The 16,734-nt window shown below is 60.2% G+C and carries 20 protein-coding genes; 12 read left to right on the forward strand and 8 right to left on the reverse strand.

The window, feature by feature from the left end:
• Positions 1 to 475: 475 nt before the first annotated feature.
• The 3 genes from H2510_RS16755 to H2510_RS16765 form a co-directional block, all read right to left on the reverse strand.
• On the reverse strand, positions 476 to 643 hold the full coding sequence (locus H2510_RS16755) for a hypothetical protein (RefSeq protein ID WP_186629431.1): 168 nt from the start codon (positions 641 to 643) through the stop codon (positions 476 to 478).
• A 266-nt stretch (positions 644 to 909) separates the two neighbouring features.
• Positions 910 to 1,554, reverse strand: coding sequence for a VWA domain-containing protein (locus tag H2510_RS16760; protein WP_315901400.1), 645 nt, complete (start codon positions 1,552 to 1,554; stop codon positions 910 to 912).
• A gap of 102 nt (positions 1,555 to 1,656) precedes the next feature.
• Complete coding sequence (locus tag H2510_RS16765; RefSeq protein ID WP_186629432.1) at positions 1,657 to 2,121, reverse strand: 5' nucleotidase, NT5C type; 465 nt, start codon at positions 2,119 to 2,121, stop codon at positions 1,657 to 1,659.
• A 218-nt stretch (positions 2,122 to 2,339) separates the two neighbouring features.
• Here H2510_RS16765 and H2510_RS16770 point away from each other — a divergent pair, with 218 nt between their 5' ends.
• Together H2510_RS16770 and H2510_RS16775 are read left to right on the forward strand one after the other, a co-directional pair.
• The gene (locus H2510_RS16770; protein WP_261392991.1) at positions 2,340 to 2,702 is read left to right on the forward strand and encodes a hypothetical protein; all 363 of its coding nucleotides are present in this window, start codon (positions 2,340 to 2,342) and stop codon (positions 2,700 to 2,702) included.
• 375 nt (positions 2,703 to 3,077) lie between these two features.
• Complete coding sequence (locus tag H2510_RS16775; protein ID WP_186629433.1) at positions 3,078 to 3,842, forward strand: HD domain-containing protein; 765 nt, start codon at positions 3,078 to 3,080, stop codon at positions 3,840 to 3,842.
• Between the two features lie 36 nt (positions 3,843 to 3,878).
• On the opposite strand, the gene H2510_RS16780 is transcribed toward H2510_RS16775, so the two are convergent.
• The gene (locus H2510_RS16780) at positions 3,879 to 4,322 is read right to left on the reverse strand and encodes a hypothetical protein (RefSeq protein ID WP_315901401.1); all 444 of its coding nucleotides are present in this window, start codon (positions 4,320 to 4,322) and stop codon (positions 3,879 to 3,881) included.
• 1,149 nt (positions 4,323 to 5,471) lie between these two features.
• Between H2510_RS16780 and H2510_RS16785 the strand changes: the two genes are divergently transcribed.
• Positions 5,472 to 6,581, forward strand: a complete 1,110-nt coding sequence (locus tag H2510_RS16785) for an NAD(P)/FAD-dependent oxidoreductase (RefSeq protein WP_186629434.1) — start codon at positions 5,472 to 5,474, stop codon at positions 6,579 to 6,581.
• Positions 6,582 to 6,646: 65 nt separating this feature from the next.
• Here H2510_RS16785 and H2510_RS16790 read toward each other — a convergent pair whose 3' ends face one another.
• The 4 genes from H2510_RS16790 to H2510_RS16805 all read right to left on the reverse strand — a co-directional run bounded on the left by H2510_RS16790 (position 6,647) and on the right by H2510_RS16805 (position 11,648).
• The gene (locus tag H2510_RS16790) at positions 6,647 to 7,147 is read right to left on the reverse strand and encodes a hypothetical protein (protein ID WP_125458690.1); all 501 of its coding nucleotides are present in this window, start codon (positions 7,145 to 7,147) and stop codon (positions 6,647 to 6,649) included.
• A gap of 412 nt (positions 7,148 to 7,559) precedes the next feature.
• A complete protein-coding gene (locus tag H2510_RS16795) occupies positions 7,560 to 8,561 on the reverse strand; it encodes a hypothetical protein (RefSeq protein ID WP_186629435.1) in 1,002 nt (333 codons plus the stop codon).
• A 494-nt stretch (positions 8,562 to 9,055) separates the two neighbouring features.
• On the reverse strand, positions 9,056 to 10,174 hold the full coding sequence (locus H2510_RS16800; RefSeq protein ID WP_186629436.1) for an NDMA-dependent alcohol dehydrogenase: 1,119 nt from the start codon (positions 10,172 to 10,174) through the stop codon (positions 9,056 to 9,058).
• 43 nt (positions 10,175 to 10,217) lie between these two features.
• Positions 10,218 to 11,648, reverse strand: coding sequence for a coniferyl aldehyde dehydrogenase (locus H2510_RS16805; protein ID WP_186629437.1), 1,431 nt, complete (start codon positions 11,646 to 11,648; stop codon positions 10,218 to 10,220).
• A gap of 159 nt (positions 11,649 to 11,807) precedes the next feature.
• Here H2510_RS16805 and H2510_RS16810 point away from each other — a divergent pair, with 159 nt between their 5' ends.
• The 9 genes from H2510_RS16810 (at position 11,808) to H2510_RS16850 (ending at position 16,721) form a co-directional block, all read left to right on the forward strand.
• Positions 11,808 to 12,344, forward strand: coding sequence for a DUF3558 domain-containing protein (locus tag H2510_RS16810; protein WP_186629438.1), 537 nt, complete (start codon positions 11,808 to 11,810; stop codon positions 12,342 to 12,344).
• A gap of 12 nt (positions 12,345 to 12,356) precedes the next feature.
• Positions 12,357 to 12,734: a hypothetical protein gene (locus H2510_RS16815; protein ID WP_186629439.1), complete on the forward strand. Its 378-nt coding sequence runs from the start codon at positions 12,357 to 12,359 to the stop codon at positions 12,732 to 12,734.
• Positions 12,700 to 12,855, forward strand: coding sequence for a hypothetical protein (locus tag H2510_RS16820; RefSeq protein ID WP_186629440.1), 156 nt, complete (start codon positions 12,700 to 12,702; stop codon positions 12,853 to 12,855). Before H2510_RS16815 ends, H2510_RS16820 begins: the two co-directional genes overlap by 35 nt.
• Positions 12,856 to 13,165: 310 nt before the next feature.
• Positions 13,166 to 13,939, forward strand: a complete 774-nt coding sequence (locus H2510_RS16825) for a hypothetical protein (protein WP_186629441.1) — start codon at positions 13,166 to 13,168, stop codon at positions 13,937 to 13,939.
• A 124-nt stretch (positions 13,940 to 14,063) separates the two neighbouring features.
• Entirely contained in the window at positions 14,064 to 14,597 is a 534-nt protein-coding gene (locus H2510_RS16830; RefSeq protein ID WP_186629442.1) for a DUF3558 domain-containing protein, read from the forward strand.
• A 15-nt stretch (positions 14,598 to 14,612) separates the two neighbouring features.
• On the forward strand, positions 14,613 to 14,990 hold the full coding sequence (locus H2510_RS16835; protein ID WP_186629443.1) for a hypothetical protein: 378 nt from the start codon (positions 14,613 to 14,615) through the stop codon (positions 14,988 to 14,990).
• Between the two features lie 111 nt (positions 14,991 to 15,101).
• Positions 15,102 to 15,635 carry a DUF3558 domain-containing protein gene (locus H2510_RS16840; protein ID WP_186629444.1) on the forward strand — a complete coding sequence of 178 codons (534 nt, stop codon included), beginning with the start codon at positions 15,102 to 15,104 and terminating at the stop codon, positions 15,633 to 15,635.
• A gap of 15 nt (positions 15,636 to 15,650) precedes the next feature.
• The gene (locus tag H2510_RS16845) at positions 15,651 to 16,028 is read left to right on the forward strand and encodes a hypothetical protein (protein WP_186629445.1); all 378 of its coding nucleotides are present in this window, start codon (positions 15,651 to 15,653) and stop codon (positions 16,026 to 16,028) included.
• A gap of 159 nt (positions 16,029 to 16,187) precedes the next feature.
• The gene (locus H2510_RS16850; RefSeq protein WP_186629446.1) at positions 16,188 to 16,721 is read left to right on the forward strand and encodes a DUF3558 domain-containing protein; all 534 of its coding nucleotides are present in this window, start codon (positions 16,188 to 16,190) and stop codon (positions 16,719 to 16,721) included.
• Positions 16,722 to 16,734 lie beyond the last annotated feature (13 nt).

A 16,734-nucleotide genomic window follows, 5' to 3' on the forward strand; every position in this document is an offset into this window, starting at 1 on the left:
TTCGCACAGTGTCCACGATTCTCCGCGCCGCGACACCTCGAACGTCGGAGCGAACACCAGTCCAACAGTGGGGCTGATCATCCCGGCGCAGGTGCATCCTGTGCTGGGAGAAATCGGTCTTGTAAAAGTGGAACCGATCGTCGCTCGTCGTCGTCGAACCAATAAGGACCGACGATGTGGGGGCACGGTGGGATGGCGTGTTCCCGGTGAACCGGAAGACGCGCTATCTGCTGGGTGCTCCCCAATAAGAGTTATCCGAGCGCGCGACCCACTCTCATTCGCGCAGACAGTCGGATGATCTCCGTCTTCAATCCGTTCTGACCGCCGGTACTTCGTGAAACTGCAGTCGTTCAGGGTGATAGAGGATGCCGGCGAACAGGACTGTGCAAAAGCAACTTCGCCAAACCCTCGGTGTTGTCACAGTCTCCGGACACGCCGGAGTGATTCAATCTGGCCGCTAAGACACGGACTTCAGTCAGCCCTGACCTAGATCATGGTCCCATCGCGTGAAGTCGCCCTCCGCCGCCATCAGCCGGTGACCCTCCCACGGGTCCCCATAGATCTCGTACGGATTCCCCAGCTCAGCCAAGCGTGCGAGACCGGCATCGGTGATATCGGCATGACAGACTTCGGTGTTCGCCAACTCCTGTCTGTTGCGTTCAACGCACCGGGACTGCCCTCGAACCCGTTGGCGATTCGGCTGATAGCAACCTCGTCGGAGACCCCCATGGCTCCCAATTCTGGGTGGTTTTCATGCCGGCGGCGTATCGGAAGCAGTTCACTCACGATGGAAAAGATGGGCGACGCTAGTACCTCAGCTGAACACCCAGCCCACTACCACCGCAACCATGCACAGGAAGAAGATCACCTCGATGATCGCCTCCCCCGCACCGCTGCTGCCCTTCTTGCTCACTCCCCGCGCGCCCGACGGCGATCGGCCTCGGAGAAGCCCCGCGCCGGCGGGGAACCGAAGACCTGTGCCCGCTTGCGGTCCTGATAGCTCGCCACCGAATCGAAGGCCGCAGTGACGCCGACGGTCGTCGACACGTAAGTCATCGACTTGTCCCGTGCAAAGCCCAGATCGGTGCCGACATCGACGGCATCGATGTTGGACCCGAGGAACACGAAGTCCCACTGGTAGTCCTTCTCCTGCTGCGCGATCAGTGCGCGCACAGCGGTATTGGTCCACTCCTTGCTCGCGTTCTCGTGACCGTCCGTCATCACCACAACGGTGACCGAGCCGGGCCGTTCGTTCTCGGGCAATGCAGCGAGCTCGACGCCGACGTCGGTGATGAGCCGGCCGATGGCGTCGTACAGCGCGGTTGAGCCGCGGGGCTGCAGCACCAGCGGCGGCACTGTCCGGATCGGCTGCGAACTGTAGACCAGCTCGTACTGCTGATCGAATTGCGCCAGCGTCACGACGGTATTCCCGTCCTGCTCACGCTCTTTTCCGATGAACGAATCGAAACCGCCGCGGGTGTCGTCGGCAATGGAATGCATCGAACCCGAACGGTCGAGCAGAGCAGCAACGAGAGAGAGCTGTGGATTGGTCACATAAGCCTCCTGAAGAAATGCGTCGAAGCGACGCGATGAAGTGATGTTGAAAACGATACCGACGGGTACCGACAAGAATCGGAGCTCGTAACGTCTGCCCTATCAGGCACGGTCGAGCAAATAGGCCGTCACGTCGTCCCAGGTCTTGTACGGTTCCTCCCCGTACTGAAGCCATTCGCCTTCGAATGCGCTGGCGCCGTTCTTATCTCGGTCGTCGACCAGAAAGTCCCCGCGGTTCAGGTTTTTGTGGTGCGAAAGAATGAGTCGCTTGTACGCAACCGATCCGTCCTCGAGTCCAAGATGCTTCTGAACCCACAGCACCTTGTCGTGCCAGGCGCTCGGGTTCTTCCACGGCGCCGTGGACAGGATGTAGGTGTCGAAAACCGCTGCGAGCGTGCGGTATGCGTCGAGTGCGCCCTCAATGGGATCCATCTTCGAGAAGATGTCTGGTACCTCGTCGAGGTCGCCCTCGTATTTGACGAGGTCAGCTGGGTCGGTCCGGTCGATGCCGGACTGGAAGTTCACCAGCGTGTTATCGAGATCGATGTAGAGAATTTTCTTGGCCATGGAAGGCACCTTTCGTCGACGCACCGAACGAGGCACATCGGGAGGGGAGGAATGGCGGGAACATCACCGCCGGAATGCAGAACCTGAACCTGTTCTGTATTTCAATCATGACACACGGGTCCGACAACCTCCGTGGGTAGGCTTATGCACGTGGCCAGCTGGTTGGTAACGCGGCTTCGACCGTCACCGATTAATCCTTTACTGGGCCGAGGCCCTCGATGATCGGAGCACGAATGTTGAAGAAGATTCTCGCCGCATCTGCACTCGCAGTAGGGTTTGCCGCACTGGTCGCGACGCCGGCCGCTGCCGAGAGGCCCTACGACAACATCTTCACAACAGAGGTGACGGAGCACTACGTCAGTGCGTTCGATCCGGCCGCCTACGGCTCACGCAGCGGGGACTCCATGATCATCAGCCCCTTCGGAACCAGCCAGCCGATCTGGTGCTTCAGTTTCCACGGACAGGGTTCGTGCTGGCAGACTGATCCGTCGGGCGTCGACCACACCCTGGGGTCGGTCCAGATCCCGACGGGTTCGTCTGCAGGTAGTTTTCGCACGATTGCCATCTACAACCCATTCTGATCGCATGCAGTAGCAGTGGATTTCAAGGCGGTGGCATTGCGCTCATAGCCGGGGCACGAGCCGGCCTGTGATGTGCTGAACTTCCGTCATGGGTCGTTCAGTCGATTGACCGAATCCGGTCTGCAGCCCCGGTCGAACACTCCACGCTGTACTCGATCGAGTACAGCGTGGAGGTGAATCTGGCATGTTGCGTCCGGGTTCAGCCTCAGCATTCTCCGTCGCAGGCGCGTTTTGCGTTGCGCGACCGGTGATTGCGCGTAACCGAGACTGTAGGAACGTGGCTGCCGTCTTGTCGGAGCTACCCGCTACAGTGAAGATATCGGGTCGAGCCACCAGGCCGCCCACATTCCCCGCACCAATTCTGCAAGGACACCTATGACTGAATCAAGAACCGCCGACGTCGTCGGAAACAATTTTCGGAAATTGCGACTTCACGACATGGATGCCGCGATGCTCACGCTATCGATCAACTACGAGGTCGGCGATCAACCCCTCGTACAGAGCGCGATGGGTCTCGCATCCCAGGCTCATCGTGACCAAACTCGACCCGGGCAGAACGGTACCGCCGAACCGTACATTGCCCACCCACTACGAAATACCCTGCGGCTCATAAGATTCAACTGCCGCGACGAAGAGGTCCTCGCCGCAGCAGTCTTGCACGACACCGTCGAAGACCAACCCGTGCGACTTGTCGAACTCATGGATGGCGACCACAGCGCGAGTCCGCCAGCCGAAGCCACACGGTTACTTGCAACTCTTTTCAACACGACAGTGTCGGACACCGTCTGGGCCGTCACCAACCCGCCGCGTCCGGCTGGGCTCTCCAAGGAACAGAAAAACACGGCTTACGTCGAGCACGTGAAAGCCGTCATCGCCGATCCACGAGTCTTTCTGGTGAAAGTCACGGACTTCATCGACAACGCCGGTAGCCTGAGCGCTCTCACCGATCTCGACAAGCGAAATCGATTGCGCGCCAAATACGCACCGCTGGTGCCGATCTTCCAGCAAATGGCATTAAGGCACGGAACCGAGCTTGGGCTGCATCCCGAAGGGCTCGAGCGGCTGACCAGATGCCTGGACATGCTGTCCGAATCGCTGCGGGACGAATCCGAATCGGCCCAGGGATCCCAAGCCGACTGACCCCTCGCCGACGAATCGACCCCGCCCAGTGTGGGATCAGCAGTTGTTGGGCTCGCTAAGTTTCACGACAGATAGGACCGCATCGCCTTCTTCGATCGGCATCCCAACAGCCGGGGTCTGGTCGACGACGATCCAATTCGAGTCGTTGACCTGCATGCGGCCGGCACCGGATGCGTCCTCACTCCGGGAAAAGAAGACCCCTGCATCCTGGATCAAGTTTTGGGCGGCTTGAAGATTCATGCACACCACCGGAGGCATCAGAACCGGGACTGCCACCGCCTCGGGGGTCACGACTGCCGGTGGCGCCTGCGCTGGCTCAGGAGCGACAACAACGGGACGCGTCGTAGTTGTCGTAGTAGGCGCGACGGTGGTTGAAGCGACACTGGTGGTGTCCGAGGCTGCCGTCGTATCTTCGGCGGAACTGCAGGCAGAGACTATTCCTACAAGTCCTACTGCGGCAGCGACGCCGATTGACCTCACCACGCGATTCCGGGTCCGACTAGCAGCAGAACTCGAACTGTGGCTGAACTTCGTCATTCTCGACGCCTTTCTGATGTCCGCACGTTATCGCAGCGGAGTGACGCGAGATAGATCGCAGTTTGCTCCTCATCGTTACACCGAACCGACCGTCACCCTTGGCCGAGAACCCAGGGCGCCTTCGATCTCCGACCATGTGCACACTCGATTCCGAGCCCAACGAATTCGCAGTCAGTTGTCCCGCCACGCCAATGCAGACACGATTGTGAGCTCATGTGTCCACTCCGTGACCAAATCCAGCTCGGTCACGATCCCGTGGATAGTGAGTAAAGCATCGGAATCGAATCCTGCGACCCCGGCGCACCCCGCGTAAAATCGAGTTGGTGCGCATCGCTCGTTTCCGAGCCGACGCCTGAGTAATCGACCGCCATCGACCCTGCCGCACACAACAACCGGCCATATCGACAAAAGAGGTCGGACATACGAGTACAGCTGAAGGGCTGGACTTGTGAGATTGCCCTGCCGCAGGATCAATGGATAGTGGAGCTCTCGCACCTGTCGGTGCTTCAGTGCTACAGGAGGGATCTCCAATGCCGAGAACGACAGGGCGTACACACGCGCGCCACCTATTCGCAAAGATTACGATCGCAGCATCGCTGGCGGTCATGCCCGCCGGCCTCGTGGCCGTCCCGGCTACCGCGCACCCAGCCCCAGTCCCAGTCCCAGCCAGCCAAGGGTGGAGTCACGATTGCGACCACAGCGGGCCGTGGCAATGGCAGCAGAACCGCGATCAGTGGGAATGGAACAACTGCAACTACAGCCGGGGCCACTGGGTGTGGGTCAGAGACTACGACCACCACCATCACGACGCGTGGCGATGGCAATACAACAATTGGGACCACCACAACAACGGGCACCAGACCCCGCCGCCACCACGCGGTGGAACTCCCTTTTTCGGCAGCTCCTAGCCCATAGACCAACCCGACCTCCCTGCAGCCGAGCGGCCGCAGGGTTGGGTCGTGCCCACCCCATCAACCGGCGCCTCCCATCTACCGAATCCGATGTTGCACTCTGAGATCCAAGTCACCGATACAGTCGGCACCGATCCGACTATGGTGAGCAGGAGTCCTGGCATCGGAGGTAAATCGCACCATGGCATTGAAGATTGTCATTCTCGGCGCAGGCTATGCAGGTATCAGTGCAGCGCAACGGCTTTCCCGCCGCGGCGCCGATGCGGATGTCACGATGGTCAATCCGCGAGACCAGTTCATCGAACGAATCCGCTTGCATCAGTACATGTCCGGTACCTATACCGCGGCAACGCGACTCGGGTCGATCCTTCCCGCCTCGACCGAACTGAAGGTCGACGCGGCCGAGTCGATCGACTTCCATAACCAACGAATTCGACTGGCCGGTGGTGCTCTCGACTACGACTACCTCATCTATGCGGTCGGCAGCCACAGCCGTACCGAGGCAATTCCGGGCTCGGCGACCAACGCAGTCACGATCGGAACGTTCGAACCCGCACAACGCGCACGCTCGCGCCTCCAACAGCTCCCGCCTCGCTCGACGGTCACGATCATCGGCGGCGGACTCACAGGAATCGAAACAGCAGCCGAGCTCGCCGAGAGCACCGGCCACAACATTCGGTTGATTTCCGACCAGCAACTGGCCCCCACCGTCAGCGAACGCGGGCGACGCCGTCTGTATACCCATCTCATCGACGCAGGCGTCGAGATCATCGACAACACGGCAGTGGTCGGTATCGGCGCCGGTAGCGTGGAATTGTCGGACGGGACACACTTGACTAGCGATCTCACCGTAGACGTGGCCGCATTCGGTGTCCCCGACCTCGCTCAGCGCAGTGGACTGAACACGGACTCGCGCGGAGCCCTGACCGTCGACGACAACCTCATCAGCGCCAGCAGTTCGACGGTGATCGGCGCCGGAGATGCCGCAGCAATCAGTAGTTCCCCACTTCGGATGAGCTGCCAAGCTGCAATCCCAACCGGCGTCCACGCTGCGGAGACCGTTCTGCGCCTGGCAGCTGGCACCACACCGAAACAGCTGCGTCCCAAGTTCGTCGGCCAATGCATCAGTCTGGGGAGGCGCGACGGATTGCTTCAGCTGACCAACTCTGCCGATGTTCCACGATCACGCGCAATGCTCACCGGGCGTCAAGCCGCGCTGATCAAAGAGCAAATATGCTCATCCACGATGTGGTTCGGCCACCGCGGTCCATTCAGTTACAGCTGGTCGTAGGTGGCAACAAATTTGAACTCGTGAATCGGGAGGTGAACCCGGCGTCGCCGACGGACCATTCAAAGCTAGATGATGCCCCTCCGAATTCGTTCACGCAACGGCGGCGGCATGAATATCGTCTCAGGCCTGATCTCCAAAATTTCCCGTCGGCTCTCATCGCTCACGGCCATAGCCCTCAGCACAGCAATGAGCGTATTGGGCTCTGCCGCCATCCAACTGGCGGGTAATTGGAGATAGTGGTCTGTATCCCATCCGAGCCTGCCATCCTTATCGAGAGGTTCACGAACCACGAGCCGAATCAGAGGGTCACGGGATGTCCACAGTCCAGTCGTATTGAGCCGGACTGCGTCCGCCACATCCACGATCGCGGCCCAGGGCACCACCAGGTCGGCACCGATTCGGACGAAAGGCTGCCTACCTACCGTTCGTATCACCACATCACGGTAGATCTCGATGCCGGTAGCTGGCCGAAAGAGGCTGAACAGCATGGCAAGAACCGCAAGAACAACGCCGCAGACCGTAGCGAATATCGCATGTGGGGAGCTGTTGCGGGAATCCGGCAGCATTACTTCGATCCCGCTCCAAAAAGTCAGCGCAACAGCCGCGTAATACACGCTCGCGCAAAGCATTGAAATGATCAGCACTCTCATTGTCAAAGCTTCCGGGCCTACTCGAATTCCTTTCCCGTACAACTTACTTTCGCAACCGGTCAATCGACGAGATAGCCTGATCCATCTGAAACCCGACCCACGGAGCGTCAGCCACCCACCACACCCACATAGAACCCCGATACCTGCGAATCCGATCAGACCGACTACTGACTCCGCCTTCCACGCCAGAACGCACCCCACTGCCACACCCAGCAAGATCACGAGCGAAGCGAGTATCTGCATCGGCCTCAACGTCTGCGGCCACACTGGTAACCATTCGACTGTTCGTACAATGCCAGCTGGTGTTGTATCCATTTCTTCCACTGCGTTACTCCCAGATCCATTGACCGAATTTGGGAACGCCGTAGGCCAGAACTGCCCCCATCGCCACTCCTACCACCAATCCGGCCGCGGTGCCTGCGCCGGGGATCACGGAACCGACAGCTGAGCCGGCGATCCCAGCTGCAGCGATTTGGCCCAACGCTCCCCCTACAACGACTCCGGTCACCGCTCCCGCACCCTCCGTGACGATAGCCTTGGTCGGATCCATACCGCCCTCGATGTCATTCGAAATTGCAGGGATGGTACCCAACGCTGCTCCCACTGGTCCCAGTCGACGACCGAGCCCCAGTGCCAGATCGTCGGACGAGGCTGCAGCGGCGGTCTTCAAGGCGTGCCCGGTCGCGTCAGAAAGCGTCCCGATCGTGACACCTGCGGTCATAGCTTGAATATCGGGGCGCCACGAAAATCCATCGTCTTCGCTCGGCGTCAAGTGGCCAACGATCAACTCTGACGAACTATCCCGCAAATCGAAGATTCGGCCGCGCACTCGGTCACATGCTCCGAGTGCAGCGTGGTTTGCTTGCTGAAGAGCATCTAGTACGGAGAGCGTCGCTTCCTGCGTTCTGATCTGCAGAGCGAGGACCGCGTCCTCCCCCAGTGGCCCTGCAATCTGATCCAGGGAGGCAATTGCTCGGTCGGCCGTCACAACGCCGTTGTCAGCGACTTCGAAACCACGGTCGACAAGTTCATCGATGACGGCCGCCAAGTTCGAGCGCACGGAGTCGACTATCGATGCCGAGGCCGAGAACTCCGCAGCCAACGAAGAAAAGGCATCAGCGAGAGCCGACAAGGTCGAACACTCGGATACAACGCGCTCAGCTGCGGCAACGGCGGCGTCACCGTGCCACGACTCTGCAAGGACGTTCTGCTCTGCCGCGATGCTTCCACACCGCCCGTCGATCACCCTGGAAATACCGCGGAGCCCATTTGAACCAGCGAGCAAAGACTGACTGTTCCAGGCGCGAACATCCCCAATGCTTAGCGTCATTCGCGACTATTCATTGAGCGAAGCTGAACTGCGAACTCATCATCGGCGACGCGATAGTCCTCAGAAGCTCCTCGTGCAGACCGTGCAATTGTGTCCATACGCTGTGACATTCCATGGAGCGCTGTCGAAGAGACACGCTCGCCCTCGGCGCACAGCATTTGTAGATCTGTCCCGGGCAGCGCATTCTGCGCTGACCAGAACGGTCCAAAAACGTCAATACTTCCCAGGGTGTCGCTCGCGTCCTGGGCTGCGGAAGCGAAACGCCTCAAAATTTCTGGATCTACTTCCATCACCACACCCATCGTCGGATCTACGTCACTTACCCTTTGGACGCAGCGAAGGAGCATCTGGTTCCAGGTGCTGTCTTTGAAAGCACGATGACGGGGCGAAGCAGTGGTCCACGTGATTCTGACCGGGGCACAGTTGACGAAAGCCGTCACGCAGCCCGCCCTCGCCCTCGGATCCGATGGTCCGAGGGCGGGGTGGCGACGACGTCAGAACCTGATGACGCCTCTCAGGTTGAGGCCTGCGTGCAGGTCCTCGAAGCCGCGGGCGACGTCGTCGAGGGTGTAGGTCTGAGTGATCAGGCTGTCGAGTTCGAGCTTTCCAGCCTTGTAGAGGTCGATCATCCAGGGGATGTCAGCGCTCGGTGCTGATGCTCCGAAAAGTGATCCCACCAAGCGCTTTTGGTATAACGTCAGTTCCATTGGGCTGATGGGGATCCCGACGTCGGTCATCTTGCCGAGTCCCGTCACTACGCACACGCCGGCCTTGCGGATCGATGAGAATGCCTGCGCAATGTGCTCGCCTGTCGTCACACCGATGGTGACGATGGCTGCGTCGGCACCCTGCCCGTTGGTCAGCGTGCGTGCAACGTCAGCCGCCTCCTCGAGGGTCGAGAATGCTTGTGTGGCGCCGAACTTCAGAGCGCTGTCCCGTTTGAAGGCAACCGGGTCGACCGCCAAGATGTGCGCAGCTCCGGCGTGTGCAGCACCCTGGACTGCATTGATACCGATCCCGCCGATGCCAATGACAATCACGGTCTGGCCCGGGTAGACCTGGGCAGAGTTGACGGCAGCTCCCCAGCCGGTTCCGACGCCGCAACCCAGTAGACACAGCGACTCCAGCGGCAGACTCTTGTCGGCCACCTTGATGACGGAATCAGTACTGACAGTGGTGTATTCGCTGAAGGTAGACAAACCGCAGGTCTGTGCCACGACCTCTCCGTCGAGGCTCAACCGGAAACTGTTCGGATCGTCGGGGCGACCGCCGGTCATGATGGCGGCACCTCGATCGCACAGGTTCTGCATGCCCTTTGCGCACCAGCGACACTTTCCGCAACCCGCGATGAAAGAGAACAGCACGTGGTCGCCCTCTTCGAAGCCGATGGTCTCCGGACCGACCTCGACGATCACGCCGGCGCCCTCGTGCCCACCACAGATCGGGTAAACGCCGACGGCATGATCACCTTTCGCTATGTGATCGTCGGAGTGACAGATGCCAGAGGCCACCATCTTGACGGTGATCTCGTTTCTGCGGGGTGCGTCGAGGTCGAGCTCGACGACCTCGTATGTGCCGGGGGTGCTGCGAATGATCGCGCCACGGGTCTTCACGGTGTTCTCCTTGAGGGGGTCTGAGAGATCGGTGCAGGACGTATTACGGGGTGACCTGGGAGGCCATCCCATCGTGGAAACCGTCCGAATACGGGGGCAGCAGACCCCATTCGCGACGCATGTCGACCTCGGAAGCCTGGAAGACCGCCCGTGCATGGCTGAATTCCTCGAAGCCCTCACGGCCGTTGTAGTGGCCCATACCGGAGGCCCCGACGCCGCCGAACGGTGCGTCCTGCAGACCCGGGTGCATCATCACGTCGTTGACGGTGACGCCGCCGGAGAGCGTGTGGTCCAACACATATGACTGTTCTGCTGCATCGGTGCCGAAGTAGTACAGAGCCAACGGCCGGGGGCCCGAGTTGATTTCGGCGAGGACATCGTCGAGATTCTCGTAGCCGAGAACCACCATGGCGGGACCGAAGATCTCTTCACTACGGATGACCGAGTCGGACGGTGGGTCGACAACCATCCGAAGCGGACGACGTCCACCCTCGCTGGGGAGCGCGCCGGCCGGAGCAGTCTCGACACGGGCACCGCGGGCAACGGCGTCATCGATGTAACTGTCGACGCGGGCAGCATGGCGGTCGTTGACCACGGAGACGGCGTCGGGGTTGCCCTCGATCGTCGGCAGCAGCTCCGCGTATACCTTCGCGGTCGATGCGACGAACTGCTCGAGCAGTTCGCGAGGCACATAGGTCGTATCCGGGTTGACGCACAGCTGGCCGCCGTTGCTGGTCTTGCCGACCGCAATTCGGAAGGCTGCGACGTCCATGTCGGCGCTACGGCCGATCACAGTCGGCGACTTGCCACCCAGTTCCAGCGTTACGGGCACCAGATTCTTTGCGGCGTTCGCCATCACCAATTTGCCGACCGCCGAGCTGCCGGTGAACACCAGGTGATCGAAGGGAAGCGAGGTCAGAGCCTCAGCCACATCAGGTCCACCGGTGACGATCGCGACAACCTCTGGATCCAGGGCTGCCTCGACGATTTCAGCGAGAAGTGCGGCGGTGCGGGGAACCACTTCGGACGGTTTGAGTACGGCACGGTTACCGGCTGCAAGGACGCCTGCCAGCGGGCTGAGCAGGGTGAACAGAGGCGCATTCCAGGTGCCGACGATGCCGACAGAACCCTTTGGCTGATAACGGACATGGGCGCTGGCGCCGAGCTGATCGTATGGCGAGAACACTGCGCGGTCCTGCTGCGCCATCCACGTCTCGAGGTTGTCGCGTGAATGCTTCAGGCTGCTGATGGAGCCCAGCACGTCGTTCATCAAAGAGTATCCACGTGGACGTCCACCGAAGTCCGCATCCATTGCAGTTGCGAGATCTTCGTGACGCGCGACGAGCATGTCGATTACAGCTTGTATGCGCTGTCGCCGCAGCTCGGCGGAGGGCTGGCCTTCGGTGTTCATTGCCGCGCGCTGACGGCTAAGGATGTCGGTGATGCGCGCTCGCTCCGAGCTGTTCTGGTCCATGTCCGAACGTTATGAGCTGGCTCACACCACCCGCGCCCAGGTCCCGGTGAGTGGAACTCGAAACTGACTGTGCCGACGTCGGAACGGACCACTCTCGACGGAACCGAAGCAGGCGTCTGTGCGTCTAACCTAACGACGAGTCCAACGGATGGGGGTCCGATGCAACGCCGATGGCTGTCACTTCTAGCGGTTGTCGCTGTCCTCACATCCTGCAGCCAGCCGGTCGAGGGAACAGCCGTCGCAGGGGTGCCCGGGCAGGCCGAGCAATTCGAACCCTGCAGCATCCCGGACGACGCCATCGCCGCGACCGGGCTCAATCCCGAGGCAAGGTTGGCGGGCTGGGGTGAGGGAATCAGCGTCAAGGCCTGGACCACATGTGGGTGGAGGGGTCCGACACAGAATTCTTGGTACCAGTTCGATGTGTACTTCTCAATTCAATTCACCCTCGACGAGGTTCGACAGAACCCCGCGTTCGAGAATTACAAGGACGTCAACTTAGACGGCAGACCAGCCGTCGAGTTCGGACTTTCGTCAATGGACCGTGACGAAGGATGCGGCACGAGCTTCGACACCACCGAAGGCGTCGTGATGTTCACTCTCGCGACCCTCGGAACAGCCTCGCCACAGGGTGACCCGTGTGACCTCATCCGCCGACACACAACCGATCTCGGACGGTACTTCCCGCCCTCTAGGTGAAAAGGAACCGCAATGGCTTTGGAATCCCCAATCGCATACTGGAACGACCTCGCCACCGCGGCTGACGATGGGCAGTTGTTTCTCGATCCCGCTTCCGCGCAGCATTGCGACAAGGCATGCACCGAGTACCTGGCGATTCTTGAGACCAACAAAGACCTCGCGTTCAAGTTGGGAAACGTCAAGGGCATGGGTACTTTCGATTCTGGAATCGCGCTCGCCCGCAAATTTTCACTAAAGGCGGTCGATGGCCCGAACAACCTCGTCGACGTCCTCCAAAGCCATATCGACGTCGTCACGGCGATGCAAGCAGTGTTCCGAAAGTTCTTCGATGCAGCGAAGGACGTCGACCAGCAAAATGCAACATCGATCGGTCGGAACGGCCCGCGGTAACCGAGTTCTCTATCCGTATCGCCCCGCCATCGCCACCGAACTCACGCATCTGCCCGCCGGAGACCGCCCTGCCCGGGTTGCGCTGGCCGCGCGCTTCGTGGTGTCCGCGCTCGCGTCATAGGAGCGCGACCGGGTGGCCGGCGTGTGGCGCGATCTCGACGCCTTCGGGACCGAATTTTGCGCCCTGATGCATGCCCTGTTGCTTACCGGATCACGGACCATTGACTGTCACCAGGCAGGGTTGCCGTGCTCCGTATTCGATTGCCCAGCCATAGCTCAGTCGAGCTGCAGTTGTTCCCACGGGAAAACTGGGATGGAAAGCGTTGCAGCACAAAATTACTCGACACAATCTCGCGTCACGGGGCACGGGAGAGTAAACGGATCGAGTTTCGCTGCGCCTGCCTGTCGGTACGGGATGCCAAGATGTCTGCATGTCACGATTCGACGAAGGCTTCGCACCACCACCCGCCTGTGTGCAGTGGTGCCAGCTGCGCACGTACGACTTGCACGTTCTGGACGACGGTGTCGAGATCGACCTCGACTGGTGGAACAAGCACCTCGACCGCGCAGGTCACGATATTCGACTTCGCGGGCGCGACCTCGACGGGCACATCGTCTCCGACGGAGTGGCGACAGTACAGCGCAACGATCTTCGAATCGACACTGATCTTGCTGACGGCGAACACGATTCGCTGGGCCTCCTCTTTCTCTGTGCCGCCTGGCAGGGCAGCCACAAGAACCGCAAAGCGATACGGCGATTCCCCGACGTCCTCAACCCGCACTTGACCCGTCCGGACGAGAATCCAGTTACAAAAACGATGACTGTGCTCCAACGGTGCATCCGTGACAAGGCGGTACCCGAACTCCCGAGCGGATCCTGGTCCGGATGGCCAGACACCCCCGGTGTCGGAACATCTCTTATGGCCACATTCCTCTGGGCAGCCAAAGCATCTGTAGACGGTGGGCGCGCCCAGTTGATCGACCAGTACGGGGTGTCCACCCTCATTCACGAGGGATGGTTGGAGGATCCCGCGGTCACCGGTTTTACGCGACGCCGCTACGACCGCTACGTCCAACTACTTTCCAACTGGGCTACCGATATCGGCACCAGCCCAGAACTGATCGAAATGTGGCTCGTGCAACGGTGGAGCGCTCGAAAGTCCGAAGCCCGCTTCGGCAGCAACGCGCAACCGACTCTGTTCTGATCCACGCACTGCCACACGATGAAACTTGCTGCACCACGGCCCGCGGAGGATTGCCGGCCAGGGTGGAACCAAAGCTCGGGTCTCTGCGTCTAACCTAACGACGAGTCCAACGGATGGGGGTCCGATGCAGCGCCGATGGCTATCACTTGCAGTGGTGGCCGCCGTCCTCACAGCCTGCAGCCAACCCGTCGAGGGAGTCGCCGTCGCAGGGGTGCCAGGGCTCGCCGAGCAATTCGACCCCTGCAGCATCCCGGACGACGCCATCGCCGCGACAGGGCTGAACCCGGAGACTGAGTCAGGATGGTTGGAAGGGATGAGCGTCAAGGCCTGGACGAACTGCGGATGGGAAGGCCCGGCAAAAAGTTCCTGGTATCGCTTCGATGTCTTGTTCTCAATTCAGTTCACCCTCGACGAGGTTCGGCACAACACTGCGTTTCGGGACTTCAAGGAAATCAGATTAAGCAGTAGACCGGCCGTCGAGTACCGGTTTGAGGGCCGGCCCTCAGAAGAAAGCTGCGGTACGAGCTTCGATACCGCCGAGGGTGTCGCAATGATCTCGGTCGACGTACTAGGAACGGCCCCACCCCAGGGTGACCCATGTGAGCTGGTCCGCCGACACACCATCGAACTTCAGCAGTACTTTCCTCCGTCGAAATAACCGAGAAGGAACCCCATGGCTGTGCAATCTCCGATCGACTACTGGAACGGCCTCGCAATCGCAGCAACCGACGGGCAACTGCAACTCGATCCGACGGCCGCACGGCATTGTGACAAAGCATGCAGCGAATATCTAACGACTCTCGAATACAGCAAGGCGGCGGCACGCGAACTGGGAAACGTCGAGGGTTTCGGTCCCTTCGATTCCGGAATCGCGCTGGCCCACAAGTTCTCCCAGAAGGCCGTGGGCGGCCCGAACAATCTAGTGGACGTCCTGCAAAGCCATATCGACGTCGTCACCGCGATGCGGGCAGTGTTCCGAAAATTCTTCGTAGCCACAGAAGACATCGATCAGCAGAACGCGACATCGATCGATCAGAACGGACCGCGGTAGCCGAGCTGATGTACAAAATCCAGTTGACCGTCGCACAGCACTCGGTCAATCGACGGAACCGAAGCTGGCATCCGTGCGTCTAATCTAACGAGTCCAACGGATGGAGGTCCGATGCAACGCCGATGGCTGTCACTTCTAGCGGTGGCCTTCGTCCTCACGGCCTGCAGCCAACCCGTCGAGGGAGTCGCCGTCGCAGGGGTGCCAGGGCAGGCCAAGCAATTCGAACCCTGCAGCATCCCTGACGACGCAATCACCGCGACGGGGCTTGACCCGGAAACTGGGTCAGGATGGATGGAAGGAATAAGGGTCAAAGCCTGGACGACTTGTGGCTGGGACGGCCCAACAACGAATTCCTGGTACCACTTCGACGTCTTGTTCTCGATTCGGTTCACCCTCGACGAGGTTCGACAAAACCCCGCGTTTCAGAATTTCAAAGACGTCAACTTGGGCGGCAGGCCTGCCCTCGAATTCGGACTCGAAGATATGCCCCTAGATGAAGGCTGCGGCACCAGCTTCGACACCACAGAAGGTGTCGTGATGTTTACGCTCAGGACCTCCGGAACAGCCTCCCCGCACGGTGACCCGTGCGAGCTCATCCGCCGACACACCGTCGAGCTCAGTCAATACTTTCCGCCCTCGATCTAGCTGAACGGAATCGAAATGACTCCAAATTCTCCGATCGAATACTGGAACGGTCTCGCCACCGCAGCCGACGATGGGCATCTGCTGCTGGACCCCGCGGCTGCACGACAGTGCGACCAGGCATGCAGCGAGTACCTGTCTAACCTCCAGACCAACCAAAATGCAGCGCGCAAACTGGGAGATGTCCGGGGCATGGGTACCTTCGATTCCGGAATCGCGCTGGCCCGCAGGTTCTCCCAGAAGGCCGTGGGCGGCCCGAACAATCTAGTGGACGTCCTGCAAAGCCATATCGACGTCGTCACCGCGATGCAAGCGGTGTTCCGAAAATTCTTCGTAGCCGCCGAGGACATCGACCAGCAGAACGCGACATCGATCGGTCAGAACGGACCGCGGTAACCGAGCTCATGTAAGTTTCGCCCGCTGGCTTCCCTGCTGACTCGAACCACGTTGCGACGAAATCCGGATGACCGTCGCCGCAACCCTTGCTCAAGTGACGGAACCGAATTCGGAATCCATGCGTCTAACCTAACGACGAGTCCAACGGATGGGGGTCCGATGCAGCGCCGATGGCTACCACTTTTCGCGGTGGCCGCAATCCTCACAGCCTGCAGCCAACCGGTCGAGGGAGTCGCTGTCGCAGGGGTGCCAGGGCAGGCCGAGCAATTCGAACCCTGCAGCATCCCGGACGACGCCATCGCCGCGACCGGGCTCAATCCGGAAACCGGGTCCGGATGGATGGAAGGAATCAGCGTCAAAGCCTGGACAACCTGCGGCTGGAACGGTCCCACACAGAATTCCTGGTACCACTTCGGCGTGCTGTTTTCGATTCGATTCACCCTCGACGAAGTTCGGCACAACATCGCATTTCAGGATTTCAAAGACGTCAGCTTAGGGGGCAGGACGGCCCTCGAATTCGGACTCACATCTATGGATCCAGACGAAGGCTGTGGAACCAGCTTCGACACCACCGAAGGAGTTGTGATGCTCACGGTCGAGGCTCTCGGAACCGGCCCGCCCCAGAGTGACCCGTGTGAATTAGTTCGGCGACACACCATCGAACTTTCGCAATACTTCCCGCCGTCGATCTAGCTGAACGGAATCG

It is taken from the genome of Rhodococcus sp. BP22 (assembly GCF_014281965.1).
Lineage (GTDB): Bacteria > Actinomycetota > Actinomycetes > Mycobacteriales > Mycobacteriaceae > Rhodococcoides.

What these genes read in the sequence shown, in the direction of transcription:
- H2510_RS16765 (WP_186629432.1), bottom strand. Translation starts at nt 2,121, where the DNA reads ATGGCCAAGAAAATTCTCTACATCGATCTCGATAACACGCTGGTGAAC.
- H2510_RS16770 (WP_261392991.1), top strand. Translation starts at nt 2,340, where the DNA reads ATGATCGGAGCACGAATGTTGAAGAAGATTCTCGCCGCATCTGCACTC.
- H2510_RS16775 (WP_186629433.1), top strand. Translation starts at nt 3,078, where the DNA reads ATGACTGAATCAAGAACCGCCGACGTCGTCGGAAACAATTTTCGGAAA.
- H2510_RS16785 (WP_186629434.1), top strand. Translation starts at nt 5,472, where the DNA reads ATGGCATTGAAGATTGTCATTCTCGGCGCAGGCTATGCAGGTATCAGT.
- H2510_RS16790 (WP_125458690.1), bottom strand. Translation starts at nt 7,147, where the DNA reads ATGCTGCCGGATTCCCGCAACAGCTCCCCACATGCGATATTCGCTACG.
- H2510_RS16795 (WP_186629435.1), bottom strand. Translation starts at nt 8,561, where the DNA reads ATGACGCTAAGCATTGGGGATGTTCGCGCCTGGAACAGTCAGTCTTTG.
- H2510_RS16805 (WP_186629437.1), bottom strand. Translation starts at nt 11,648, where the DNA reads ATGGACCAGAACAGCTCGGAGCGAGCGCGCATCACCGACATCCTTAGC.
- H2510_RS16810 (WP_186629438.1), top strand. Translation starts at nt 11,808, where the DNA reads ATGCAACGCCGATGGCTGTCACTTCTAGCGGTTGTCGCTGTCCTCACA.
- H2510_RS16815 (WP_186629439.1), top strand. Translation starts at nt 12,357, where the DNA reads ATGGCTTTGGAATCCCCAATCGCATACTGGAACGACCTCGCCACCGCG.
- H2510_RS16820 (WP_186629440.1), top strand. Translation starts at nt 12,700, where the DNA reads ATGCAACATCGATCGGTCGGAACGGCCCGCGGTAACCGAGTTCTCTAT.
- H2510_RS16825 (WP_186629441.1), top strand. Translation starts at nt 13,166, where the DNA reads ATGTCACGATTCGACGAAGGCTTCGCACCACCACCCGCCTGTGTGCAG.
- H2510_RS16830 (WP_186629442.1), top strand. Translation starts at nt 14,064, where the DNA reads ATGCAGCGCCGATGGCTATCACTTGCAGTGGTGGCCGCCGTCCTCACA.
- H2510_RS16835 (WP_186629443.1), top strand. Translation starts at nt 14,613, where the DNA reads ATGGCTGTGCAATCTCCGATCGACTACTGGAACGGCCTCGCAATCGCA.
- H2510_RS16840 (WP_186629444.1), top strand. Translation starts at nt 15,102, where the DNA reads ATGCAACGCCGATGGCTGTCACTTCTAGCGGTGGCCTTCGTCCTCACG.
- H2510_RS16845 (WP_186629445.1), top strand. Translation starts at nt 15,651, where the DNA reads ATGACTCCAAATTCTCCGATCGAATACTGGAACGGTCTCGCCACCGCA.
- H2510_RS16850 (WP_186629446.1), top strand. Translation starts at nt 16,188, where the DNA reads ATGCAGCGCCGATGGCTACCACTTTTCGCGGTGGCCGCAATCCTCACA.